Genomic DNA, 18649 nt, shown 5'->3' with positions numbered 1-18649 from the left:
AGGATGATATCTCCATACTCAAATCTCAAATCTCCCATCCATTATTTCATGTCTAATGTCTATCTTTGCGGCTATGGCATCAATTAAACCATCTTTAGCAAAGGGTACTCGTGATTTTTCGCCCCTTGAAATGGATAAGCGTAATCATATTTTCAATACGTTAAAATCTATTTTCAGGAAATACGGTTATTCCGAGATCCAGACCCCTTCATTCGAGAATTTAAGTACTTTGACAGGTAAGTATGGTGATGAAGGCGACAAATTGATTTTCAAGATCTTGAATTCAGGTGACTACATGAGCAAGGCTCCAGCAGATCTGTTGGAAGCAAAGAACTCGACCAGCTTGATTTCACATATCTCTGAAAAAGCTTTGCGCTATGATCTGACCGTACCGTTTGCCCGTTATGTGGTGATGCATCAAAACGATATTGCACTTCCTTTCAAAAGATTCCAGATCCAACCGGTTTGGCGTGCCGACCGTCCGCAAAGAGGTCGTTACAGAGAATTTTACCAATGTGATGTGGATGTGGTAGGTTCTAGCTCTTTATTGAACGAAGCAGAATTTATCCTGATCTATAATGAAGCCTTGGCGAAACTGGGTCTGAAGGATTTCAACATAAAACTTAACAATAGAAAGATCCTTTCAGGAATTGCCGAAGTGGTAGGAAAACCTGAGCTGATCGTGGATATGACGGTAGCCATTGACAAACTAGACAAGATAGGTTTGGATGGGGTGAACAAAGAATTGCTTGAACGAGGATTCACGGATGAGGATTTAGCGGTCCTTAAACCGATCATCGAATTGCAAGGTTCCAATGCCGATAAGCTAGCATCCATGAAGTCCGTGCTTTCAAATTCAGAAGTAGGAATGAATGGGATCGCTGAACTTGAGGAAGTTTTCGAATACCTGAATAAATTTGGACGTGCAGATCTTCTTGAAAAGATCGTCGAAGTGGATATCACCTTGGCCAGAGGGTTGAACTATTACACAGGTTGTATTTTTGAGGTGAAAACCAATGAGGTGCAAATGGGAAGCATCGGAGGCGGTGGCCGCTATGATGACCTTACTGGGATGTTCGGGCTGAAAGACCTAACAGGGGTAGGGGTTTCATTCGGAGCAGACCGTATCTATGATGTCTTGGAAGAATTAAATCTATTCCCTCAGGAAGGTTCTGAAAGAACAAAACTGCTGATCGTTAATTTCGAAGAGTCATTAGAAGGCTATACCTTGCCTTTGCTGTATAGATTGAGAGAAGCAGGTGTTGCCGTGGAACTCTATCCAGCAGCAGTGAAGTTAAAGAAACAGATGAGTTATGCTGATTCCAAGGGAATACCTTATGTCCTTTTGGTAGGAGATGAGGAAGCAGGATCAGGTCAGTTGTCCTTGAAGAACATGGAAAGTGGTGTTCAGGAAAAATTGACCATAGAGGAGTTAATAGAAAAATTGAAATAATAGAAGCGGTCCTAAGAGACCGCTTTTTTTTGCCTTTTATTTTATCGCAAGAAACTACAGCGGCGGATAGTCCATTATGAACCCCATATATTCATTCTTGCCAATGTTTTAGTCTGTTCCATATTGGAGGAGGAGTTGCTGAGCGAGCTGCGGATTGTGGTATTATTTTGACATAATCCGTATAAAACAGTGAAATGTAAACTAAAAATTATCAAAAATCTCGTTAATATTGATTAAATTTGTGGTCAGTTTAGTAAAGAAATTCAATACTTAGAAATGAGTTCAACACCTATAACAAAAGAAACCTACCTAGAGTGGTATGAATCCATGCTGCTCATGCGCAAATTTGAAGAGAAATCTGGACAGCTTTATGGACAGCAAAAGATTCGTGGATTTTGTCACCTATACATTGGTCAAGAAGCTGTAGTAGCGGGTACCATGTCAGTGATCAAACCAGAAGATTCTTTGATTACAGCATATCGTGACCACGCCCATGCCTTGGCAAAGGGAGTGTCTGCAGATGCTTGTATGGCGGAATTGTTTGGTAAAGTTACAGGCTGTTCAAAAGGTAAAGGCGGCTCGATGCACTTCTTCTCCAAAGAACATAAGTTCATGGGAGGGCACGGTATCGTAGGAGGTCAGATTCCTTTAGGTGCAGGTATTGCTTTTGCAGAGAAATATTTAGGAACAGACAATGTAAACATCTGTTATATGGGTGACGGTGCTGTACGTCAAGGTGCTTTCAACGAGACCTTGAATATGGCGATGTTATGGAAATTACCTGTAATTTTCGTTTGTGAAAACAACGGATATGCGATGGGAACTTCTGTAAAACGTACCACAAACATGCAGGATATCTACAAAATGGGTCTTGGATTTGATATGCCAAGTGCACCTGTAGATGGTATGGATGTAGTAGCCGTTCACAACGCTATGGACGAAGCCGTTCAACGTGCTCGTGCAGGTGAAGGCCCAACTTTCTTAGAGATCCGTACTTACCGTTACAAAGGACACTCGATGTCTGACCCAGCGAAATACCGTACCAAGGAAGAGTTGGAAGAATACAAAGAAAGAGATCCAATTATTGCTGTAAAGCATGCTATTGTTGAGAATAAATATGCTGATCAAGCTTGGTTTGATGAAGTAGAAGCAAAAGTGAAGAAAATCGTTGATGAATCAGTGAAATTTGCTGAGGAGTCTCCATACCCAGATGCTTCTGACATCTACAAAGACGTTTATGTACAAGAGGACTATCCTTTTGTCATGGATTAATTAATGATAATTACTTTAACTAAAATAGAACATTCCTAAACGATGGCTGAAGTAGTAAGAATGCCAAAAATGAGCGACACCATGACTGAAGGTGTAATCGCTAAATGGCACAAAAAAGTTGGTGATAAAGTAAACTCAGGAGACCTTATTGCAGAGGTTGAAACTGACAAAGCGACAATGGACTTCGAATCATACCAAGAAGGTACTTTGTTGTATATCGGCCCTAAAGAGGGAGATGCAGTTCCAATTGATTCTGTAATTGCGGTGTTAGGTGAAGAAGGTGAAGATTACGAATCTCTGATCAAAGGAGATGGTGCTGCTGCTGAGAAGAAAGAAGAGCCAAAAGAAGAATCCAAAAAAGAAACTAAAGAAGATAAAACTGAAGAAGCTGCTCCAGCTGATTCAGGAAGCAATGTAACGGCAGAAGACTTAGGTGTTACTGTTATTACCATGCCTTTATTGAGTGATACCATGACTGAAGGGGTAATCGCTCAATGGAACTTCAAAGTAGGGGATACCATTAAATCAGACGATGCTATTGCGGACGTAGAAACTGATAAAGCGACTATGGAAGTTACGGCTTATGCTGATGGTACCTTGTTATATGTTGGTCTAGAAGCTGGACAAGCTGCGAAAGTAAATGATATCATTGCTATCGTAGGTCCTGCAGGAACCGATGTAACGCCTTTGTTGAACCAAAAATCTTCAGCAGGTACCAAATCTGAATCTAAGAAAGAAGAAGATAAACCAGCTGTTCAAGAAAGCAAGTTTGATGCACCTGTTGCTGCATCCTCTTCATCAAGTGATTCAAGAATCAAAGCTTCTCCTTTAGCTAAGAAAATTGCTAAGGAAAAAGGTATTGACTTGAGCCAAGTGAAAGGTTCTGCAGAAAACGGACGTATCGTAAGAAAAGACGTTGAAAACTTCAAACCTTCTGCAGCACCTGCTGCTTCGGCTTCCGCTGCACCAGCTGCCGAGTCTGAAGCAAAAACAATCAGCTTACCTCAATTTGTTGGCGAAGAGCGTTTCACTGAGAAACCTGTTAACCAAATGCGTAAAACGATTGCTCGCAGATTGTCTGAGTCATTGTTCACTGCTCCACACTTCTACCTGACTATCAGTGTAGATATGGACAATGCAATGGCTGCACGCGCGCAGATCAATGAGGTAGCTCCAGTGAAAGTTTCATTCAACGATATCGTTGTAAAAGCGGTAGCCGTTGCCTTGAAACAACACCCTAACGTGAACTCATCTTGGTTAGGTGATAAGATCCGTTACAACGAGCATACAAACATTGGTGTAGCCATGGCTGTTGAAGATGGTCTATTGGTTCCAGTGGTTCGTTTTGCTGACGGTAAATCACTATCCCATATCTCTGCTGAAGTGAAAGACTTTGCACAAAAAGCAAAAGCTAAAAAACTACAGCCTTCAGATTGGGAAGGATCAACTTTCACTGTTTCTAACTTAGGTATGTTTGGTATCGATGAATTCACATCGATCATCAACTCACCTGATGGCGCTATCCTTTCGGTAGGTGCTATCCAACAGGTTCCGGTTGTGAAAAACGGAGCTGTTGTCCCTGGAAACATCATGAAGTTGACATTAGGTTGTGACCACCGCGTAGTCGATGGTGCTACCGGTGCTCAATTCCTTCAAACTCTAAAAGGACTTATCGAAGCTCCGATCCGTTTATTAGCGTAATCGAAGCATCCATAAAAACACAAAAGCCAGCAGATCTTGCTGGCTTTTGTGTTTATACTGCCCTCCATCATAAAGAACATAACTCCTAAAATGTCTTTCCTTATTTTTTGCCGAATTGCAATAAGTGAAAAATTGAACCGTTTACTAATTATCAGGAATTAATATCGATAATGGGGCAATACTTTAATGTAACTATAGTTTTATCAAAAGAAAGCTAATTTTTATTGTAAATTGTCACAATATATAGTAATTTGTCTTGATAATCATTAGAGATTATAAGCATTAAAAGAATCAGATTAGGAGCGTGTCAATAAAAAATTTATTATTCGTATTGGGGTTGGGGACATTTGCGATGTTCTCCTGTTCTTCGCCAGAAGCAAAACAAAAAGAGATAAAAATAGATCAGGCCAAAAAAGATAGTGTAGCACTGATTTATGATTCCACAAAAGCAGATAAGCAGATTGATGCTTTCATGCAAAACCTACACAAGAAATCCGCATTTAACGGGAATGTATTGGTAGCCAAAAAAGGAAAGATTCTTTACCAGAATTCCTTTGGTTGGGCAGATTACCTTTTGAAAGATAGCCTGAACATCAATTCGCAGTTCGAGCTGGCTTCTGCGTCCAAGCCTATCACGGCATTAGGCGTGATGAAGCTGGTGCAGGAAGGAAAGCTGAAGATGGAAAATACCGTCAACGATTTCTATCCTGACTTCCCATATCCTGGGATTACCATTGCCCAACTGCTATCTCATCGTTCGGGATTGCCAAACTATGTTTACTTTTCGGAGGAAGCATGGCCAGACCGCAAGAAACCGATGTCCAATCAGGATGCTATGAGCTTATTGATCGAAAAACACCCTAACCGCTACGGAGCACCAGATGGCAGGTTCCATTACAATAACTCAAACTTCATGGTCCTTGCATCGATTATTGAAAAAGTAACGGGGAAAGACTTTGCAGTTTATATGAAGGAAAATATCTTCGATCCTGCAGGGATGAAGCATACAGCGGTATATTCTACTGCCGTGTACGAGAAAACTCCTTCCAATGTAATGGGACATGATAAGGTATGGCGTCGTTCGGTAGTGCGAAATTATTTAGATGGTCCGGTCGGTGACAAGGGTATTTACAGTACCGTCCAGGATATGTACCTATTGGACAGGGCAATCAATGAAGGCCGTTTGGTGAACAAGACCACTCTTGATTCGATGTATTTGCCTAGAAGCGATGCAAAACGCAGCCTATTCAGTTATGGTTACGGTTGGCGTACCTTTAGTCCGCCCGAAAATCCTATCGTCTATCATACGGGTTGGTGGCATGGCTTCAAGAGCCTTTATGTGCGCGACCTGAAAAACGATGTGACCATTGTTTTGTTAACAAATATGGCAAATGGCAGTTTGAATCACCTCGATGATTTGTATAAAATCTTAGAAATGCCTATTTTGAGACAAAATGCATATAACTCAAGTGGAGAATTAGTAAATTAAGAAAACCTAACAACAATATATGAAAAAGACCTTGATTTTAGGTGCGAGTACCAACCCGGCAAGATATTCGTATTTGGTTGCCAATAAATTGGCTAGAAAAGGACATCCAATCGTGAATGTTGGACGTAAAACTGGGAAAGTTGCTGGCGTAGAGATCGAACCTGCAGAGGACATTCATACTGACATAGATACGATGACCTTATATGTAGGTCCGCAAAATCAGCCTCAATACTATGATTATATCTTGAAGACCAAGCCGAAGCGTATTATTTTCAATCCAGGTGCAGAAAATGCAGAGCTAGCTGACAAAGCTAGAGCCAATGGGATTGAAGTCGTAGAAGCTTGTACTTTAGTGATGCTGAATACAGGACAATACTAATCCAGAACTTAAAGATTTATTAAGAGGACAATGATTTTTCATTGTCCTTTTTTATTGGATTTTTCCAGGTCATGGTCGGGTCTCATTCGAGGCATGTTCGGGAAATCTTGCAGTTTGCTCCGAATATACGATCGATTTGGCTTCACTCATTTTGCGAAAATTCCGAATGTGTCCCGAACAAGGTCCAAATCTAGTCGAGGGTGCTTGATGGATACTGAAATCTTAAATAAGTATAGGCATGGAAACCATGGGAAAGTTCCTTGAATTTAGTTCGATTTGACCCAATATGAAAACGTTGTAGTAAATAATTGTTATTTTTTGTTTTTATATGAGTATTTTGTTATTCCTAAAGAATTACAATTTATAAAAAACCGTAGATATGAAAGGCCTATTTTCAACCTTAGCCGTTTGCTTGATTTCATTGCAGGTTTCAGTCGGGCAGGAGCATGACCTGAAACTGAGTTCCAAATTTATTGATGATCAGCTTAAGGCTTCCGCTGAACAATACCAAAATTTAGTTTCCGTTGTTCCTGAGCATAAATTTCCAAAAACTTTTGAAGCTGGCAAGCAAGAATTCTCCAATTCTGGTTGGTGGTGTTCTGGATTTTACCCCGGCACCTTACTTTACCTTGGAGAAGCTACCTCGGATCCTAAACTCAAACAGGCAGGCCTTGATAAGTTAAAGGATCTCGAAAAAGAACAGTTCAATAAAGGGACCCACGATTTAGGCTTTATGCTTTTCTGTAGTTTTGGAAATGCATTGAGATTGACAGGTGACAGTAGCAAATACCAGCCGATCCTGAAGAATGGAGCCGAATCATTGAGCAGCCGCTTTAACCCGACGACCAAGACCATCCGTTCCTGGGACCATAATGTTTGGAAATTCCCCGTGATCATTGACAATATGATGAACCTAGAGTTCCTGATGCAGATGGCAAAGACCACCGGCAACAAAAAATATTCCGATATAGCGATCACCCATGCAAACACAACCATCAAGAACCATTTCCGTAAGGATAACAGTTCTTACCATGTGATCGATTATGATCCTCAGACAGGATCTGTGCTTGCCAAGCAAACCGCACAGGGCGCGGCTGATGAGTCCGCATGGGCGAGGGGACAGGCTTGGGGTCTGTATGGCTATACGATGATGTACAGGGAAACCAAGGATAAGGCCTATTTAGATCAGGCGAAAAAGATTGCGGATTATATATTGAAGAGCCCTAACCTTCCGGAAGACCTGGTTCCGTATTGGGATTTTGATAAGGATAAGATTCCTGCGGACAATAAAACCTATTCCAGGAGAAGCCTGAGGGATGCCTCAGCTGCAGCGATCACGGCATCGGCATTGATCGAGCTCTCCCAATATACCAAGGGCAAAGAATCGACAACGTATCTGCGCAAGGCAGAAGGCATGCTTAAAAGTTTGTCTTCTAGCGCATATTTTGCGAAGAAGGGCACGAATGGAGGCTACTTATTGGAACATAGCGTAGGGGCATTGCCATTGGATTCAGAGGTTGATGTACCCTTGACCTATGCGGACTATTATTATGTAGAAGCCTTGGTTCGGTATCAGCGACTTTTGGATGGAGGCCCTGCCATAAAAATATAAAAAGCAGAATATTTGGAGCCCCGGAAAAAAACCGGGGCTATTTTTTTTAAAAATAATTGACTAACTGTTTGATAGTTATAAAATTGTTTGTACTTTTGCAGTCCCTAAATGGGGAATTGTGTCTTGAGCGAAGCCCTACTGCTTCGATGGACGTTTAATTAATTAATTTATAACATGTCAGGAATTATTGGTAAAAAAGTAGGAATGACCAGCCTGTTCAATGCTGAAGGGAAGAATATCCCTTGTACAGTAATCGAGGCTGGGCCGTGCGTGGTTACGCAGATACGTACGGAAGAGAAGGATGGTTATTCGGCAGTTCAACTTGGCTTTGATGAAGCTAAGGAAAAGAACACGACGGCTCCTCTAAAAGGACATTTTGCAAAGGCAGGAGTTAGTCCTAAGCGTAAACTAGTTGAATTCAAAACTTTCACAGATGAGAAACAACTAGGAGACATCGTTGATGTTACTTTATTTGAAGAAGGCGAGTACGTAGATGTAGTCGGTACTTCAAAAGGTAAAGGATTTCAAGGTGTAATGAAGCGTCATGGCTTTGGTGGTGTAGGTGGTGCGACTCACGGTCAGCACAACAGACTACGTGCACCGGGTTCATTGGGAGCTTCATCTTGGCCTTCAAGAGTATTCAAAGGAATGCGTATGGCGGGTCGTACAGGTGGCGAGAGAGTAAAAGTTCAAAACTTACAGATTTTGAAAGTTTACGCAGAACAAAACCTAATTGTTGTTAGTGGTTCCGTACCAGGAGCTAAGGGTTCATATGTAATCGTAGACAAATAGTAGAGATGGAAGTTAAAGTATTAAATTTATCAGGAAAAGAAACAGGTGCCAAGGTGCAACTTCCTGAGTCAGTATTCGGTGTAAAGCCAAGCGACCATGCGATCTATTTAGATGTGAAACAATACTTAGCGAACCAACGCCAAGGTACACACAAATCAAAACAACGTAATGAGATCGCGGGTTCAACTCGTAAATTACACAAACAAAAAGGAACAGGTGGTGCTCGTGCGGGTTCTATCAAATCTCCATTGTTTAACGGTGGTGGTCGTGTATTCGGTCCTCAACCTCGTGACTATAGCTTCAAATTGAACAAAAAATTAAAGCAATTAGCACGTAAATCTGCATTATCTTACAAAGCACAAGAGAACAATGTTGTGGTATTGGATGAAGTTAACTTCGATTCGATCAAAACTAAGAACTACGTTGCTTTAGTTAATGCGTTAAACCTTGCTGACGAGAAAACTTTATTAGTATTGCCAGCATACAATAACAATGTTTATTTATCAAGCAGAAACTTGAAGAAAGCAAAAGTTATCGTAGCATCAGATTTGAATACATATGATGTATTGAACGCTACGAAATTATTGTTAACTGCTGATTCTGTTAAAACTTTGGAGGAAGCATTCGCTAAATAATATGGAGATTATCAAAAAACCTATTTTAACTGAGAAAGCTTCATTGTTAACGGAAAAATTAAACCGTTACGCTTTCAAAGTAGATCATAGAGCAAACAAGATTCAAATCAAAGCTGCAGTAGAGCAAATGTTTGGTGTTACTGTATTAGCAGTAAACACAGCAGTTGTTGCAGGTAAGGCAAAAAGCCGTTACACTAAAGCAGGATTTGTATCCGGAAGAAGCCCTAAATATAAAAAGGCCATCATTACAGTTAAAGATGGTGAAACTATTGACTTTTACAGTACACTATAATAAGAAATGGCAGTTAAAAGATTCAAACCGGTTACCCCTGGTACTCGCTTCAGAGTAGGTGCTGATTATTCAGACGTTACAACTAACGTACCTGAGAAATCATTAGTAGTTAGCATCAAGAAATCAGGTGGTCGTAATAACTCCGGTAAAATGACTATGCGTTACATCGGTGGGGGACACAAAAAATCATACCGATTAATAGATTTCAAACGCGATAAAAAAGATATCCCTGCAAAAGTTGCTACCATTGAGTACGATCCAAATCGTACTGCACGTATTGCTTTATTGCACTACGCAGATGGAGAGAAACGTTACATCATTGCACCAGCTGGATTAACAGTAGGTCAGACAGTGATTGCAGGCGAATCAGTAGCCCCAGAAGTAGGTAATACTATGCCATTGGCAAACATCCCATTGGGTTCGATCATCCACAACATTGAGTTGAATCCAGGACAAGGTGGTTCCATTGCACGTTCAGCAGGTACATATGCACAATTGTCTGCACGTGATGGTAAGTATGCTATTATCAAATTGCCTTCAGGCGAGACTCGTATGATTTTATTGACATGTGTTGCTACGATCGGTTCGGTATCGAACGCAGAGAAAGCAAACCAAGTATTGGGTAAAGCAGGTCGTAAACGTTGGTTAGGTCGTCGTCCTAGAGTTCGTGGTGTTGCGATGAACCCGGTTGATCACCCTATGGGAGGTGGTGAAGGACGTTCATCAGGAGGTCACCCACGCTCACGCACAGGTGTATTAGCTAAAGGCTACAAAACACGCTACAAGAAGAAAACATCGAATCGTTACATCATTGAGAGAAGGAAAAAATAATGGCTCGTTCAATTAAAAAAGGTCCTTATATCGATCACAACTTAGAAAGAAAAGTTCTTTCTATGAATGAAACAAACAAGAAATCAGTAATCAAAACTTGGTCTCGTAGATCAATGATTTCACCTGATTTTGTTGGTCATACCTTCGCAGTGCACAACGGGAATAAATTCATTCCGGTTTATGTAACAGAAAATATGGTTGGTCACAAGCTTGGTGAATTTGCGCCTACGCGTACTTTCAGAGGCCACGCAGAAAAGAAAAAATAATAGGTAATGGAAGCAACAAAAAAACTCAAAAAGTCTGTTTTAATTAAGCAGCGCAAGGAGCAGGCAAAAGCTCAAGTAGGAGGAGCTTCTACTGCCAAGTTATTGAATTGCCCTACTTCACCTCGTAAGATGCGTCTAGTAGTGGATCTTATCCGTGGACAGAAAGTAGAGAACGCTCTTTACATCCTTAAACATTCAGGAAAAGAAGCTTCAATCCGCGTTGAGAAATTATTATTATCAGCGATCAAGAACTGGGAAGCTCACAACGAAGGTTCTTCAGTAGAAGACGGTGGATTGTTTGTTAAGGAAGTATCTGTAGGTGGCGGTCGTCAATTGAAGAGATTACGTCCAGCACCACAAGGTCGTGGCTATAGAATTCGCAAGCGTTCAAACCATGTAACTTTGGTAGTAGACAGTATTAATAACGTTAACAACTAATTATATTAAGAATGGGACAAAAAGCAAATCCAATAGGTAGCAGATTAGGAATCATCAAAGGATGGGATTCTAATTGGTTCGGAGGCAACAACTATTCTGATAAGTTGGTTGAGGACGAAAAAATAAGAAAATATCTTTCTGTACGTATCGCAAAAGGCGGTGTAGCAAAAGTTGTTATTGAGAGAACGTTGAAACGTATCACTGTAACGATCCATACTGCACGTCCAGGAATCGTAATTGGTAAAGGTGGTCAAGAAGTTGATAAGATCAAAGAAGAGTTAAAGAAATTAACTAAGAAAGATGTTCAGATCAACATTTTTGAGATCAAACGCCCAGAATTAGACGCAAAACTAGTTGCAGAAGGCATTGCTAAGCAATTAGAGGCACGTATTTCATTCCGTCGTGCAATGAAGACTGCGATTGCATCTACAATGCGTATGGGAGCAGAAGGTATCAAGGTAATGTGTTCAGGTCGTTTAGGTGGTGCTGAGATGGCACGTACCGAGCAGTACAAAGAAGGAAGAACTCCTCTACACACATTGCGTGCAGATATCGATTATGCATTAGCAGAAGCATTGACAACTTACGGTAAGATTGGCGTAAAAGTTTGGATCTGTAAAGGTGAAGTTTACGGTAAGAGAGATTTATCTCCAAACATTGGTCAAGCATCAGGCGTAAAATCACGTGGTGGCAACGAAGGTGGTGATAACAACAACCGTCGTGACAACCGTGGAGGTCGCGGTGGAAACCGTGGCGGACGCCGTGACAACAACCGTGGAGGTAAAAGAGATTAATTAATAACAAGATTTAGATTATCTGTTCAACAGATTTAAAAAAATACGAACATGTTACAGCCAAAAAGAACGAAGTTCAGAAAGATGCAGAAAGGCCGCATGAAAGGTAATGCCACTCGTGGAGCGGAATTAGCTTTCGGATCTTTCGGTATCAAATCAATGGAACCAGCATGGATCACAAGCCGTCAGATTGAGGCAGCTCGTATTGCGGTAACACGTTATATGAAGCGTGAAGGACAAGTTTGGATCCGCATTTTCCCTGACAAACCTGTTACCAAGAAACCTGCAGAGGTACGTATGGGTAAAGGTAAGGGTGCTCCAGAATATTGGGTAGCCGTAGTGCGCCCAGGCCGTATGTTATTTGAGGCAGAAGGCGTTCCATTGGAAATCGCTAAAGAAGCATTACGCTTAGCTGCACAAAAATTACCGGTTCAAACGAAATTTGTGATACGTAGAGATTACGTTGAAGCATAATAATCGTCGGTAATGTCAAGAGTTCAGCCTTACTGCCGTTACCAGTAAGGCCGTTTAACACTCGAGATAACCCGGCACAACAAATTGAAAAATGAAAAATTCAGAAATCGTAGAATTATCAACTGAGGATTTAACAGCTCGTCTTGCTGAAGAGAAAGCTGCCTTGAACAAATTGAAATTTGCACATGCTGTTTCTGCTATTGAGAATCCAAACGTGATCAAAGCAGCTCGCAAAACTATCGCTCGTATCTCTACCGAGATTTCAAAGCGTACTAATGCAGCAAAATCTGAAACAGCCGCTGAGGCATAAAATTAAAGTCGAAATGGAAAGAAATTTAAGAAAAACAAGAATCGGCTTAGTAGTTAGCAACAAGATGGACAAATCTATCGTAGTGGCTGTTGAACGTAAAGTAAAGCACCCTATTTACGGTAAATTCGTTAAGAAAACTACTAAATTTAAAGCTCATGACGAACAAAATACCTGCGGTATCGGCGATACGGTATTAATTATGGAGACACGTCCGCTGAGTAAAACTAAGAACTGGAGATTAGTAGAAATTTTAGAAAGGGCTAAATAATGGTACAACAGGAATCAAGACTAAATGTAGCTGACAACAGCGGAGCTAAAGAAGTTTTAGTAATCCGTGTGTTAGGCGGTACGCGCAAGCGTTATGCATCTATCGGTGATAAAATTGTTGTTACCGTTAAGAGCGCACTACCTTCAGGAAACGTGAAAAAAGGATCAGTTTCAAAAGCAGTTGTAGTACGTACGAAAAAAGAGATCCGTCGTAAAGATGGTTCTTACATTCGCTTCGATGACAACGCTGCAGTATTGTTAAATAATAACGATGAACCACGCGGAACACGTATCTTCGGCCCAGTTGCCAGAGAATTGCGTGAGAAACAGTTCATGAAAATTGTATCATTAGCACCGGAGGTTTTATAATTATGGCAAAGAAAACAAACAAAACTACTCACAAGATCAAGATCAAAAGTGGAGATTTAGTGAAAGTTATCGCTGGTAACTCTAAAGGTGTTCAAGGTAAAGTATTACAAGTTATTTTTGAAACTAACAGAGCGGTTGTTGAAGGCGCTAACATTGTTAAGAAACACACTAAACCTAGCGCAGCTAACCCGAACGGTGGTATCATCGAGAAAGAAGCTGCAATCAACATCTCTAACTTAGCTTTAATCGATCCTAAGACAGGTAATCCTACCCGTGTTGGACGTAAAGTTAATGCAGATGGTAAAATAGTTCGTTACGCAAAAAAATCAGGGGAGGAAATTAAATAATGACTTACGTACCAAGATTAAAAGCGAAATATGCGGAAGATATCCGTACAGCGCTTAAGGAAAAATTCCAGTATAAGAGCGTTATGCAAGTTCCTAAACTGGAGAAAATCGTAGTATCACAAGGTATTGGTGCCGCTACAGCAGACAAGAAATTGATCGACAACTCTATCACAGAATTGACGACGATCACTGGTCAGCAAGCAGTTCCTACGAAATCCAAGAAAGATATCTCGAACTTCAAATTGCGTAAAGGTATGCCAATTGGTGCTCGCGTAACTTTACGTGACAACAATATGTACGAATTCTTAGATCGTTTAATCGCGGTTTCTTTACCACGTATCCGTGACTTCCGTGGAATCAACGATAAAGGATTTGATGGACATGGTAACTACAATTTGGGTATTACTGAGCAGATCATCTTCCCTGAGATCAACATTGACAAGATCAACAAGATCCAAGGTATGGATATCACTTTCGTAACTTCAGCTAAGAACGATATCGAAGCTTTAGAATTATTGAAACAATTCGGTTTACCATTCAAAAACCAAAACACGAATAACAATGGCTAAAGAAGGATTAAAAGCACGCGAAGTAAAGCGTCAGAAATTAGTAGCAAAATTTGCAGAGAAACGTGCGGCTTTAAAAGCAGCAGGTGATTATGCAGCTTTAGATAAATTACCAAAGAATGCGTCACCAGTAAGATTGCACAACCGTTGTAAATTAACTGGACGTCCAAAAGGATATATGCGTCAATTCGGTATCTCCCGTGTAACATTCCGTGAGATGGCCTTAGACGGAAAAATCCCGGGAGTGAAAAAAGCTTCTTGGTAATCAAAAAAATATAATTACTTTTGCCCGGATAAACCACGAACTGTGGTTTATCGGGTTTTTTTTGCAATGCAATATTTTAACCGATAAAAGGTCTGTGGCTTCGGTTAGTCATGGAAACCATTATCACAATTTTATACATAATGAATACAGATCCAATAGCGGATTACCTTACCCGAGTAAGGAATGCCATCAAGGCCAACCACAGGGTTGTTGAAATTCCTGCATCGAACCTTAAAAAAGAAATCACAAAAGTTCTTTTCGACAAAGGTTACATTGCTAACTACAAATTTATTGAAGAAGGTCCTCAAGGTTCCATCAAGATTGCCTTGAAATACCATCCAATTAGCAAAGTACCGGCTATTCGCACATTGACACGTGTGAGTAAACCTGGTTTAAGAAAGTATGCAAGTGTTGACAGCATCCCTCGTGTATTAAACGGTTTAGGAATTGCGATTTTGTCTACTTCGAAAGGAGTAATGTCAGACAAAGAAGCTGCCGTACAAAACGTTGGTGGAGAGGTTTTATGTTACATTTATTAATCTAGGAAAAAGCACAGAATGTCAAGAATTGGAAAAGCGCCTATCGCTATACCTTCTGGTGTAACGGTTACAGTATCAGATAAGAATCTGGTAACTGTTAAAGGCCCTAAAGGTGAATTAACACAACAAGTAGACCGCGACATTACCGTTAAAGAAGAAGATGGTAATATCGTAGTGTCACGTTCAACAGAACAAAAGAAGCACAAAGCATTACATGGATTATACCGCGCCCTATTGAGCAATATGGTTGTAGGTGTAACCGAGGGATACAAAACTACCCAAGAACTAGTTGGTGTTGGTTACCGTGCAGCAAACACAGGTAATACGCTAGAGTTAACTTTAGGTTTCTCTCACCAGATTGTATTCGTATTGCCACAGGAAATTAAAGTAACAACAACTGCTGATAAGGGTAAGAACCCAACTATCACTTTGGAATCTATCGACAAACAATTGATCGGTCAAGTAGCGGCGAAAATCCGTAGCTTCCGTAAGCCAGAGCCATACAAAGGTAAAGGTATCAAGTTTGCAGGTGAAGTATTGAGAAGAAAAGCAGGTAAATCAGCTAAAAAATAATAACCATGGCAGGAATTAAATCAACTCGCAGAGAGCGAATCAAAAAAGGAATTAGAAAACACCTGGCTGGATCAACTGAACGTCCTCGTTTGACGGTTTTTAGAAGTAACAAAGGCATCTACGCACAGATCATCGACGATACAACTGGTAAAACAATTGCTTCAGCATCCACTTTGTCAAAAGAGTTTGCTGGATCAGGAAACAAAGTAGATCAATCGAAAGAAGTAGGTAAATTAGTTGCTGAGAAAGCGGTTGCAGCAGGAATTAGCAAAGTAGTTTTTGACCGTAATGGGTACTTATACCATGGCCGTATCAAATCATTGGCTGAAGGTGCTCGCGAAGGCGGTTTAGACTTTTAATTAAAGAAGAAAATGGCATTAAGCAATATTAAAAGAGTAAAATCAAGCGAAATCGAATTAAAAGATCGCTTAGTAAGCATCCAGCGCGTAGCCAAGGTGACCAAAGGTGGTCGTACCTTCAGTTTCTCAGCTATTGTTGTAGTTGGAGATGAGAACGGTATCGTAGGATACGGATTAGGAAAAGCTAAAGAGGTTACTGAAGCTATCACTAAAGGTATCGATGATGCAAAGAAAAACTTAGTAAAGGTTCCTATTATCAAAGGTACAGTACCTCACGAGCAATACGGTAAATATTCAGGTGGTTCAGTTTTGATCAAACCAGCTGTAAGTGGTACCGGAGTATTGGCAGGTGGTGCTATGCGTGCGGTATTGGAGTCTGCAGGCATTACAGACGTATTAGCAAAATCATTAGGTTCTTCAAACCCACACAACGTGGTAAAAGCAACAATCGATGCATTAGCTAATATGCGTGACGCTTATACAGTAGCGCAAACACGTGGTGTCGATTTAAACAAAGTATTTAACGGTTAATATCATGGCAAAAATTAAAATCACCCAGATAAAGAGCGTTATCGACAGAAGCGAGCGCCAAAAGAAAACTATCGAAGCATTAGGTTTGAAAAAGATCAACCATTCGGTAGAAGTTGAAGCTACAGCAGCAATCATTGGTATGGTTCGTAAAGTGAACCACCTAGTGGCTGTAGAGTCCATTTAATAAGAATAGATGGAAAGGATACTCACTTCCTTTCCATTCTTTGTTAATAAATTTATGGAATGCTAAGGCCTGTTTAGTGAGAGCGAAGGCGTAGCACAATTTGATTAAAAATGAACTTAAGTAATCTAAAACCAGCAGCTGGTTCAATTAAAACTAAAAAACGTATTGGTCGTGGACAAGGATCTGGCCGTGGTGGTACATCAACACGTGGTCACAAAGGAGCAGGTTCCCGTTCAGGTAACTCTACGAAGATCGGTTTCGAAGGTGGTCAAATGCCTCTTCAACGTCGTGTACCTAAATTTGGTTTTAAGAACATCAACCGTGTAGAATATGTAGGTGTTAACTTAGATGTTTTACAAGCTATCGTTGAGAAATACAGCTTAACCACTGTAGATTTCGATACTTTGAAAGAGCACGGATTAGTTTCAAAAAATGACTTGATTAAAATCTTAGGTCGTGGCGAGTTCAGCGCAAAAGTAGAAGTAAAGGCCCATGCATTTTCAGCTTCAGCACAAAAAGCTATCGAAGCAGCAGGTGGTTCTATCGTTAAATTGTAATAATACATGAAGAAACTAATCACAACCTTAACCAATATATGGAAGATAGAAGAATTACGTAACCGTATTCTTAATACGTTACTATTTCTTTTAATATACCGCGTTGGTTGTCACGTGGTTTTACCAGGTGTCAATCCAGAAGCGTTGGTAGTAAACAGAGAAGGTGGTAATGACATCATGAACTTGATCAATATGTTTGCTGGGGGATCCTTCTCCCGTGCGGCGATCTTTGCTCTTGGTGTTATGCCTTATATCTCGGCATCTATCGTAGTTCAGCTATTGGGGATTGCTGTTCCTGCTTTTCAAAAGATGCAGAAAGAAGGTGAATCTGGCCGTAAGAAAATGAACAACATCACTCGTTACCTTACCGTAGCGATTACGTTGGTTCAAGCCGTAGCCTATGTGAAGACTCAAATCGGACCAGAAGCTAAGACTATTGCGGATCCAATGTTCTCCATTCTATCAGCAGTTGTTTTGACAGCGGGTACATTGTTTGTGATGTGGCTAGGTGAAAAGATTACCGATAAAGGAATTGGTAATGGTATTTCATTAATCATTATGGCTGGTATTATTGCTCAGCTTCCTGCAGGTATTACTGCAGAGTGGGCATCCAGAATGAGCCCGAGTGGTGGTGGTCCTATTCCATTGTTATTGGAGTTTGTCGCTCTGTTTTTCGTCGTGATCTTCACGATCTTGGTTGTACAAGGTGTTCGTAAGATCCCTGTACAATACGCGAAGAAAATCGTTGGTAACAAACAGATTGGTGGTGTGCGTCAATACATTCCTTTAAAGGTAAATGCGGCGGGTGTAATGCCAATCATTTTCGCTCAGGCGATTATGTTTTTACCGATGTCGTTGACCCAGTTCTTCCCGAACGTCCAGTCAGATTTCCTGAACTCGTTGAGTAACTATACATCCGTAACGTATAATGTGGTATTTGCCTTGTTGATCATTGCATTTACCTTCTTCTATACAGCGATTATGGTGAACCCACAGCAGATGTCTGAGGACATGAAGAAGAACGGTGGTTTTATTCCGGGCATTAAGCCAGGTTATGAGACCAACTTGTTTATCGACAACGTAATATCACATATTACCTTCCCTGGTGCTGTATTTGTGGCGATCATTGCGATCTTGCCGGCAATTGCAACATTATTTGGAGTAAACAATCAATTTGCGCATTTCTATGGTGGTACATCCCTATTGATCTTAGTAGGTGTTGTACTGGATACGATTCAGCAAATTGAGAGTCATTTGTTAATGCGTCATTATGATGGGTTGATGAAAACAGGCCGCGTCAAAGGTAGAAGCACTGCGACTACAGTTGAAGGCTATGATCAATCCGCATTATAAT

General features: G+C 40.7%; 27 protein-coding genes. All 27 read left to right on the top strand.

What is annotated here, in order from left to right:
• Window positions 1–73 precede the first annotated feature (73 nt).
• The 27 genes from hisS to secY all read left to right on the top strand — a co-directional run bounded on the left by hisS (window position 74) and on the right by secY (window position 18648).
• Window positions 74–1453, top strand: a complete 1380-nt coding sequence (hisS, locus tag NLF99_RS16650; RefSeq protein ID WP_254529631.1) for a histidine--tRNA ligase — start codon at window positions 74–76, stop codon at window positions 1451–1453.
• A gap of 276 nt (window positions 1454–1729) precedes the next feature.
• Window positions 1730–2725, top strand: a complete 996-nt coding sequence (gene pdhA, locus NLF99_RS16645; protein WP_093100421.1) for a pyruvate dehydrogenase (acetyl-transferring) E1 component subunit alpha — start codon at window positions 1730–1732, stop codon at window positions 2723–2725.
• Window positions 2726–2767: 42 nt separating this feature from the next.
• A complete protein-coding gene (locus NLF99_RS16640) occupies window positions 2768–4426 on the top strand; it encodes a pyruvate dehydrogenase complex dihydrolipoamide acetyltransferase (RefSeq protein ID WP_254529629.1) in 1659 nt (552 codons plus the stop codon).
• A gap of 304 nt (window positions 4427–4730) precedes the next feature.
• Window positions 4731–5915: a serine hydrolase gene (locus NLF99_RS16635; protein ID WP_308214546.1), complete on the top strand. Its 1185-nt coding sequence runs from the start codon at window positions 4731–4733 to the stop codon at window positions 5913–5915.
• 19 nt (window positions 5916–5934) lie between these two features.
• Window positions 5935–6294 (top strand): CoA-binding protein, encoded by a 360-nt coding sequence (locus NLF99_RS16630; protein WP_185217651.1) that lies wholly within the window; start codon window positions 5935–5937, stop codon window positions 6292–6294.
• 379 nt (window positions 6295–6673) lie between these two features.
• Complete coding sequence (locus NLF99_RS16625; RefSeq protein ID WP_185213307.1) at window positions 6674–7906, top strand: glycoside hydrolase family 88 protein; 1233 nt, start codon at window positions 6674–6676, stop codon at window positions 7904–7906.
• 174 nt (window positions 7907–8080) lie between these two features.
• A complete protein-coding gene (rplC, locus tag NLF99_RS16620) occupies window positions 8081–8698 on the top strand; it encodes a 50S ribosomal protein L3 (protein WP_093100415.1) in 618 nt (205 codons plus the stop codon).
• A gap of 5 nt (window positions 8699–8703) precedes the next feature.
• A complete protein-coding gene (rplD, locus tag NLF99_RS16615) occupies window positions 8704–9333 on the top strand; it encodes a 50S ribosomal protein L4 (protein WP_093100413.1) in 630 nt (209 codons plus the stop codon).
• Window position 9334: 1 nt separating this feature from the next.
• The gene (gene rplW / locus NLF99_RS16610) at window positions 9335–9625 is read left to right on the top strand and encodes a 50S ribosomal protein L23 (protein ID WP_093100412.1); all 291 of its coding nucleotides are present in this window, start codon (window positions 9335–9337) and stop codon (window positions 9623–9625) included.
• Window positions 9626–9631: 6 nt separating this feature from the next.
• Window positions 9632–10456 (top strand): 50S ribosomal protein L2, encoded by an 825-nt coding sequence (gene rplB, locus NLF99_RS16605; RefSeq protein ID WP_093100410.1) that lies wholly within the window; start codon window positions 9632–9634, stop codon window positions 10454–10456.
• Window positions 10456–10722 carry a 30S ribosomal protein S19 gene (rpsS, locus tag NLF99_RS16600; RefSeq protein WP_002997495.1) on the top strand — a complete coding sequence of 89 codons (267 nt, stop codon included), beginning with the start codon at window positions 10456–10458 and terminating at the stop codon, window positions 10720–10722. The genes rplB and rpsS overlap by 1 nt, the downstream gene beginning before the upstream one ends.
• A 6-nt stretch (window positions 10723–10728) precedes the next feature.
• On the top strand, window positions 10729–11160 hold the full coding sequence (gene rplV / locus NLF99_RS16595; RefSeq protein WP_093100409.1) for a 50S ribosomal protein L22: 432 nt from the start codon (window positions 10729–10731) through the stop codon (window positions 11158–11160).
• 11 nt (window positions 11161–11171) lie between these two features.
• Window positions 11172–11954 carry a 30S ribosomal protein S3 gene (gene rpsC / locus NLF99_RS16590; RefSeq protein WP_094257904.1) on the top strand — a complete coding sequence of 261 codons (783 nt, stop codon included), beginning with the start codon at window positions 11172–11174 and terminating at the stop codon, window positions 11952–11954.
• A gap of 51 nt (window positions 11955–12005) precedes the next feature.
• On the top strand, window positions 12006–12428 hold the full coding sequence (gene rplP, locus NLF99_RS16585; protein WP_094257903.1) for a 50S ribosomal protein L16: 423 nt from the start codon (window positions 12006–12008) through the stop codon (window positions 12426–12428).
• 91 nt (window positions 12429–12519) lie between these two features.
• A complete protein-coding gene (rpmC, locus tag NLF99_RS16580; protein ID WP_185213308.1) occupies window positions 12520–12738 on the top strand; it encodes a 50S ribosomal protein L29 in 219 nt (72 codons plus the stop codon).
• 13 nt (window positions 12739–12751) lie between these two features.
• Window positions 12752–13006, top strand: a complete 255-nt coding sequence (gene rpsQ / locus NLF99_RS16575) for a 30S ribosomal protein S17 (RefSeq protein ID WP_013665010.1) — start codon at window positions 12752–12754, stop codon at window positions 13004–13006.
• Entirely contained in the window at window positions 13006–13374 is a 369-nt protein-coding gene (gene rplN, locus NLF99_RS16570; protein ID WP_002997484.1) for a 50S ribosomal protein L14, read from the top strand. The genes rpsQ and rplN overlap by 1 nt, the downstream gene beginning before the upstream one ends.
• 35 nt (window positions 13375–13409) lie before the next feature.
• Window positions 13410–13721: a 50S ribosomal protein L24 gene (gene rplX / locus NLF99_RS16565; protein WP_254529666.1), complete on the top strand. Its 312-nt coding sequence runs from the start codon at window positions 13410–13412 to the stop codon at window positions 13719–13721.
• Window positions 13721–14290, top strand: coding sequence for a 50S ribosomal protein L5 (gene rplE, locus NLF99_RS16560; protein ID WP_185213309.1), 570 nt, complete (start codon window positions 13721–13723; stop codon window positions 14288–14290). The genes rplX and rplE overlap by 1 nt, the downstream gene beginning before the upstream one ends.
• Window positions 14283–14552, top strand: coding sequence for a 30S ribosomal protein S14 (rpsN, locus tag NLF99_RS16555; RefSeq protein WP_093100399.1), 270 nt, complete (start codon window positions 14283–14285; stop codon window positions 14550–14552). The genes rplE and rpsN overlap by 8 nt, the downstream gene beginning before the upstream one ends.
• 137 nt (window positions 14553–14689) lie before the next feature.
• Window positions 14690–15091: a 30S ribosomal protein S8 gene (rpsH, locus tag NLF99_RS16550; RefSeq protein ID WP_229678329.1), complete on the top strand. Its 402-nt coding sequence runs from the start codon at window positions 14690–14692 to the stop codon at window positions 15089–15091.
• 18 nt (window positions 15092–15109) lie between these two features.
• Window positions 15110–15664, top strand: coding sequence for a 50S ribosomal protein L6 (rplF, locus tag NLF99_RS16545; protein ID WP_185213310.1), 555 nt, complete (start codon window positions 15110–15112; stop codon window positions 15662–15664).
• Between the two features lie 5 nt (window positions 15665–15669).
• Window positions 15670–16023, top strand: coding sequence for a 50S ribosomal protein L18 (gene rplR / locus NLF99_RS16540; protein ID WP_093100394.1), 354 nt, complete (start codon window positions 15670–15672; stop codon window positions 16021–16023).
• 12 nt (window positions 16024–16035) lie between these two features.
• Window positions 16036–16554, top strand: coding sequence for a 30S ribosomal protein S5 (gene rpsE, locus NLF99_RS16535; protein WP_093100392.1), 519 nt, complete (start codon window positions 16036–16038; stop codon window positions 16552–16554).
• Window positions 16555–16558: 4 nt separating this feature from the next.
• The gene (rpmD, locus tag NLF99_RS16530) at window positions 16559–16738 is read left to right on the top strand and encodes a 50S ribosomal protein L30 (protein ID WP_093100390.1); all 180 of its coding nucleotides are present in this window, start codon (window positions 16559–16561) and stop codon (window positions 16736–16738) included.
• A 110-nt stretch (window positions 16739–16848) separates the two neighbouring features.
• The gene (gene rplO / locus NLF99_RS16525) at window positions 16849–17295 is read left to right on the top strand and encodes a 50S ribosomal protein L15 (RefSeq protein WP_185213311.1); all 447 of its coding nucleotides are present in this window, start codon (window positions 16849–16851) and stop codon (window positions 17293–17295) included.
• A gap of 6 nt (window positions 17296–17301) precedes the next feature.
• Entirely contained in the window at window positions 17302–18648 is a 1347-nt protein-coding gene (gene secY, locus NLF99_RS16520) for a preprotein translocase subunit SecY (protein WP_093100387.1), read from the top strand.
• Window position 18649: the final 1 nt, after the last annotated feature.

Origin of the sequence: Sphingobacterium sp. LZ11T8 (genome assembly GCF_024261425.1) — a bacterium.
In the GTDB taxonomy this organism is placed as follows: Bacteria; Bacteroidota; Bacteroidia; order Sphingobacteriales; family Sphingobacteriaceae; genus Sphingobacterium.
This window is presented reverse-complemented; position numbering and strand designations above follow the sequence as displayed.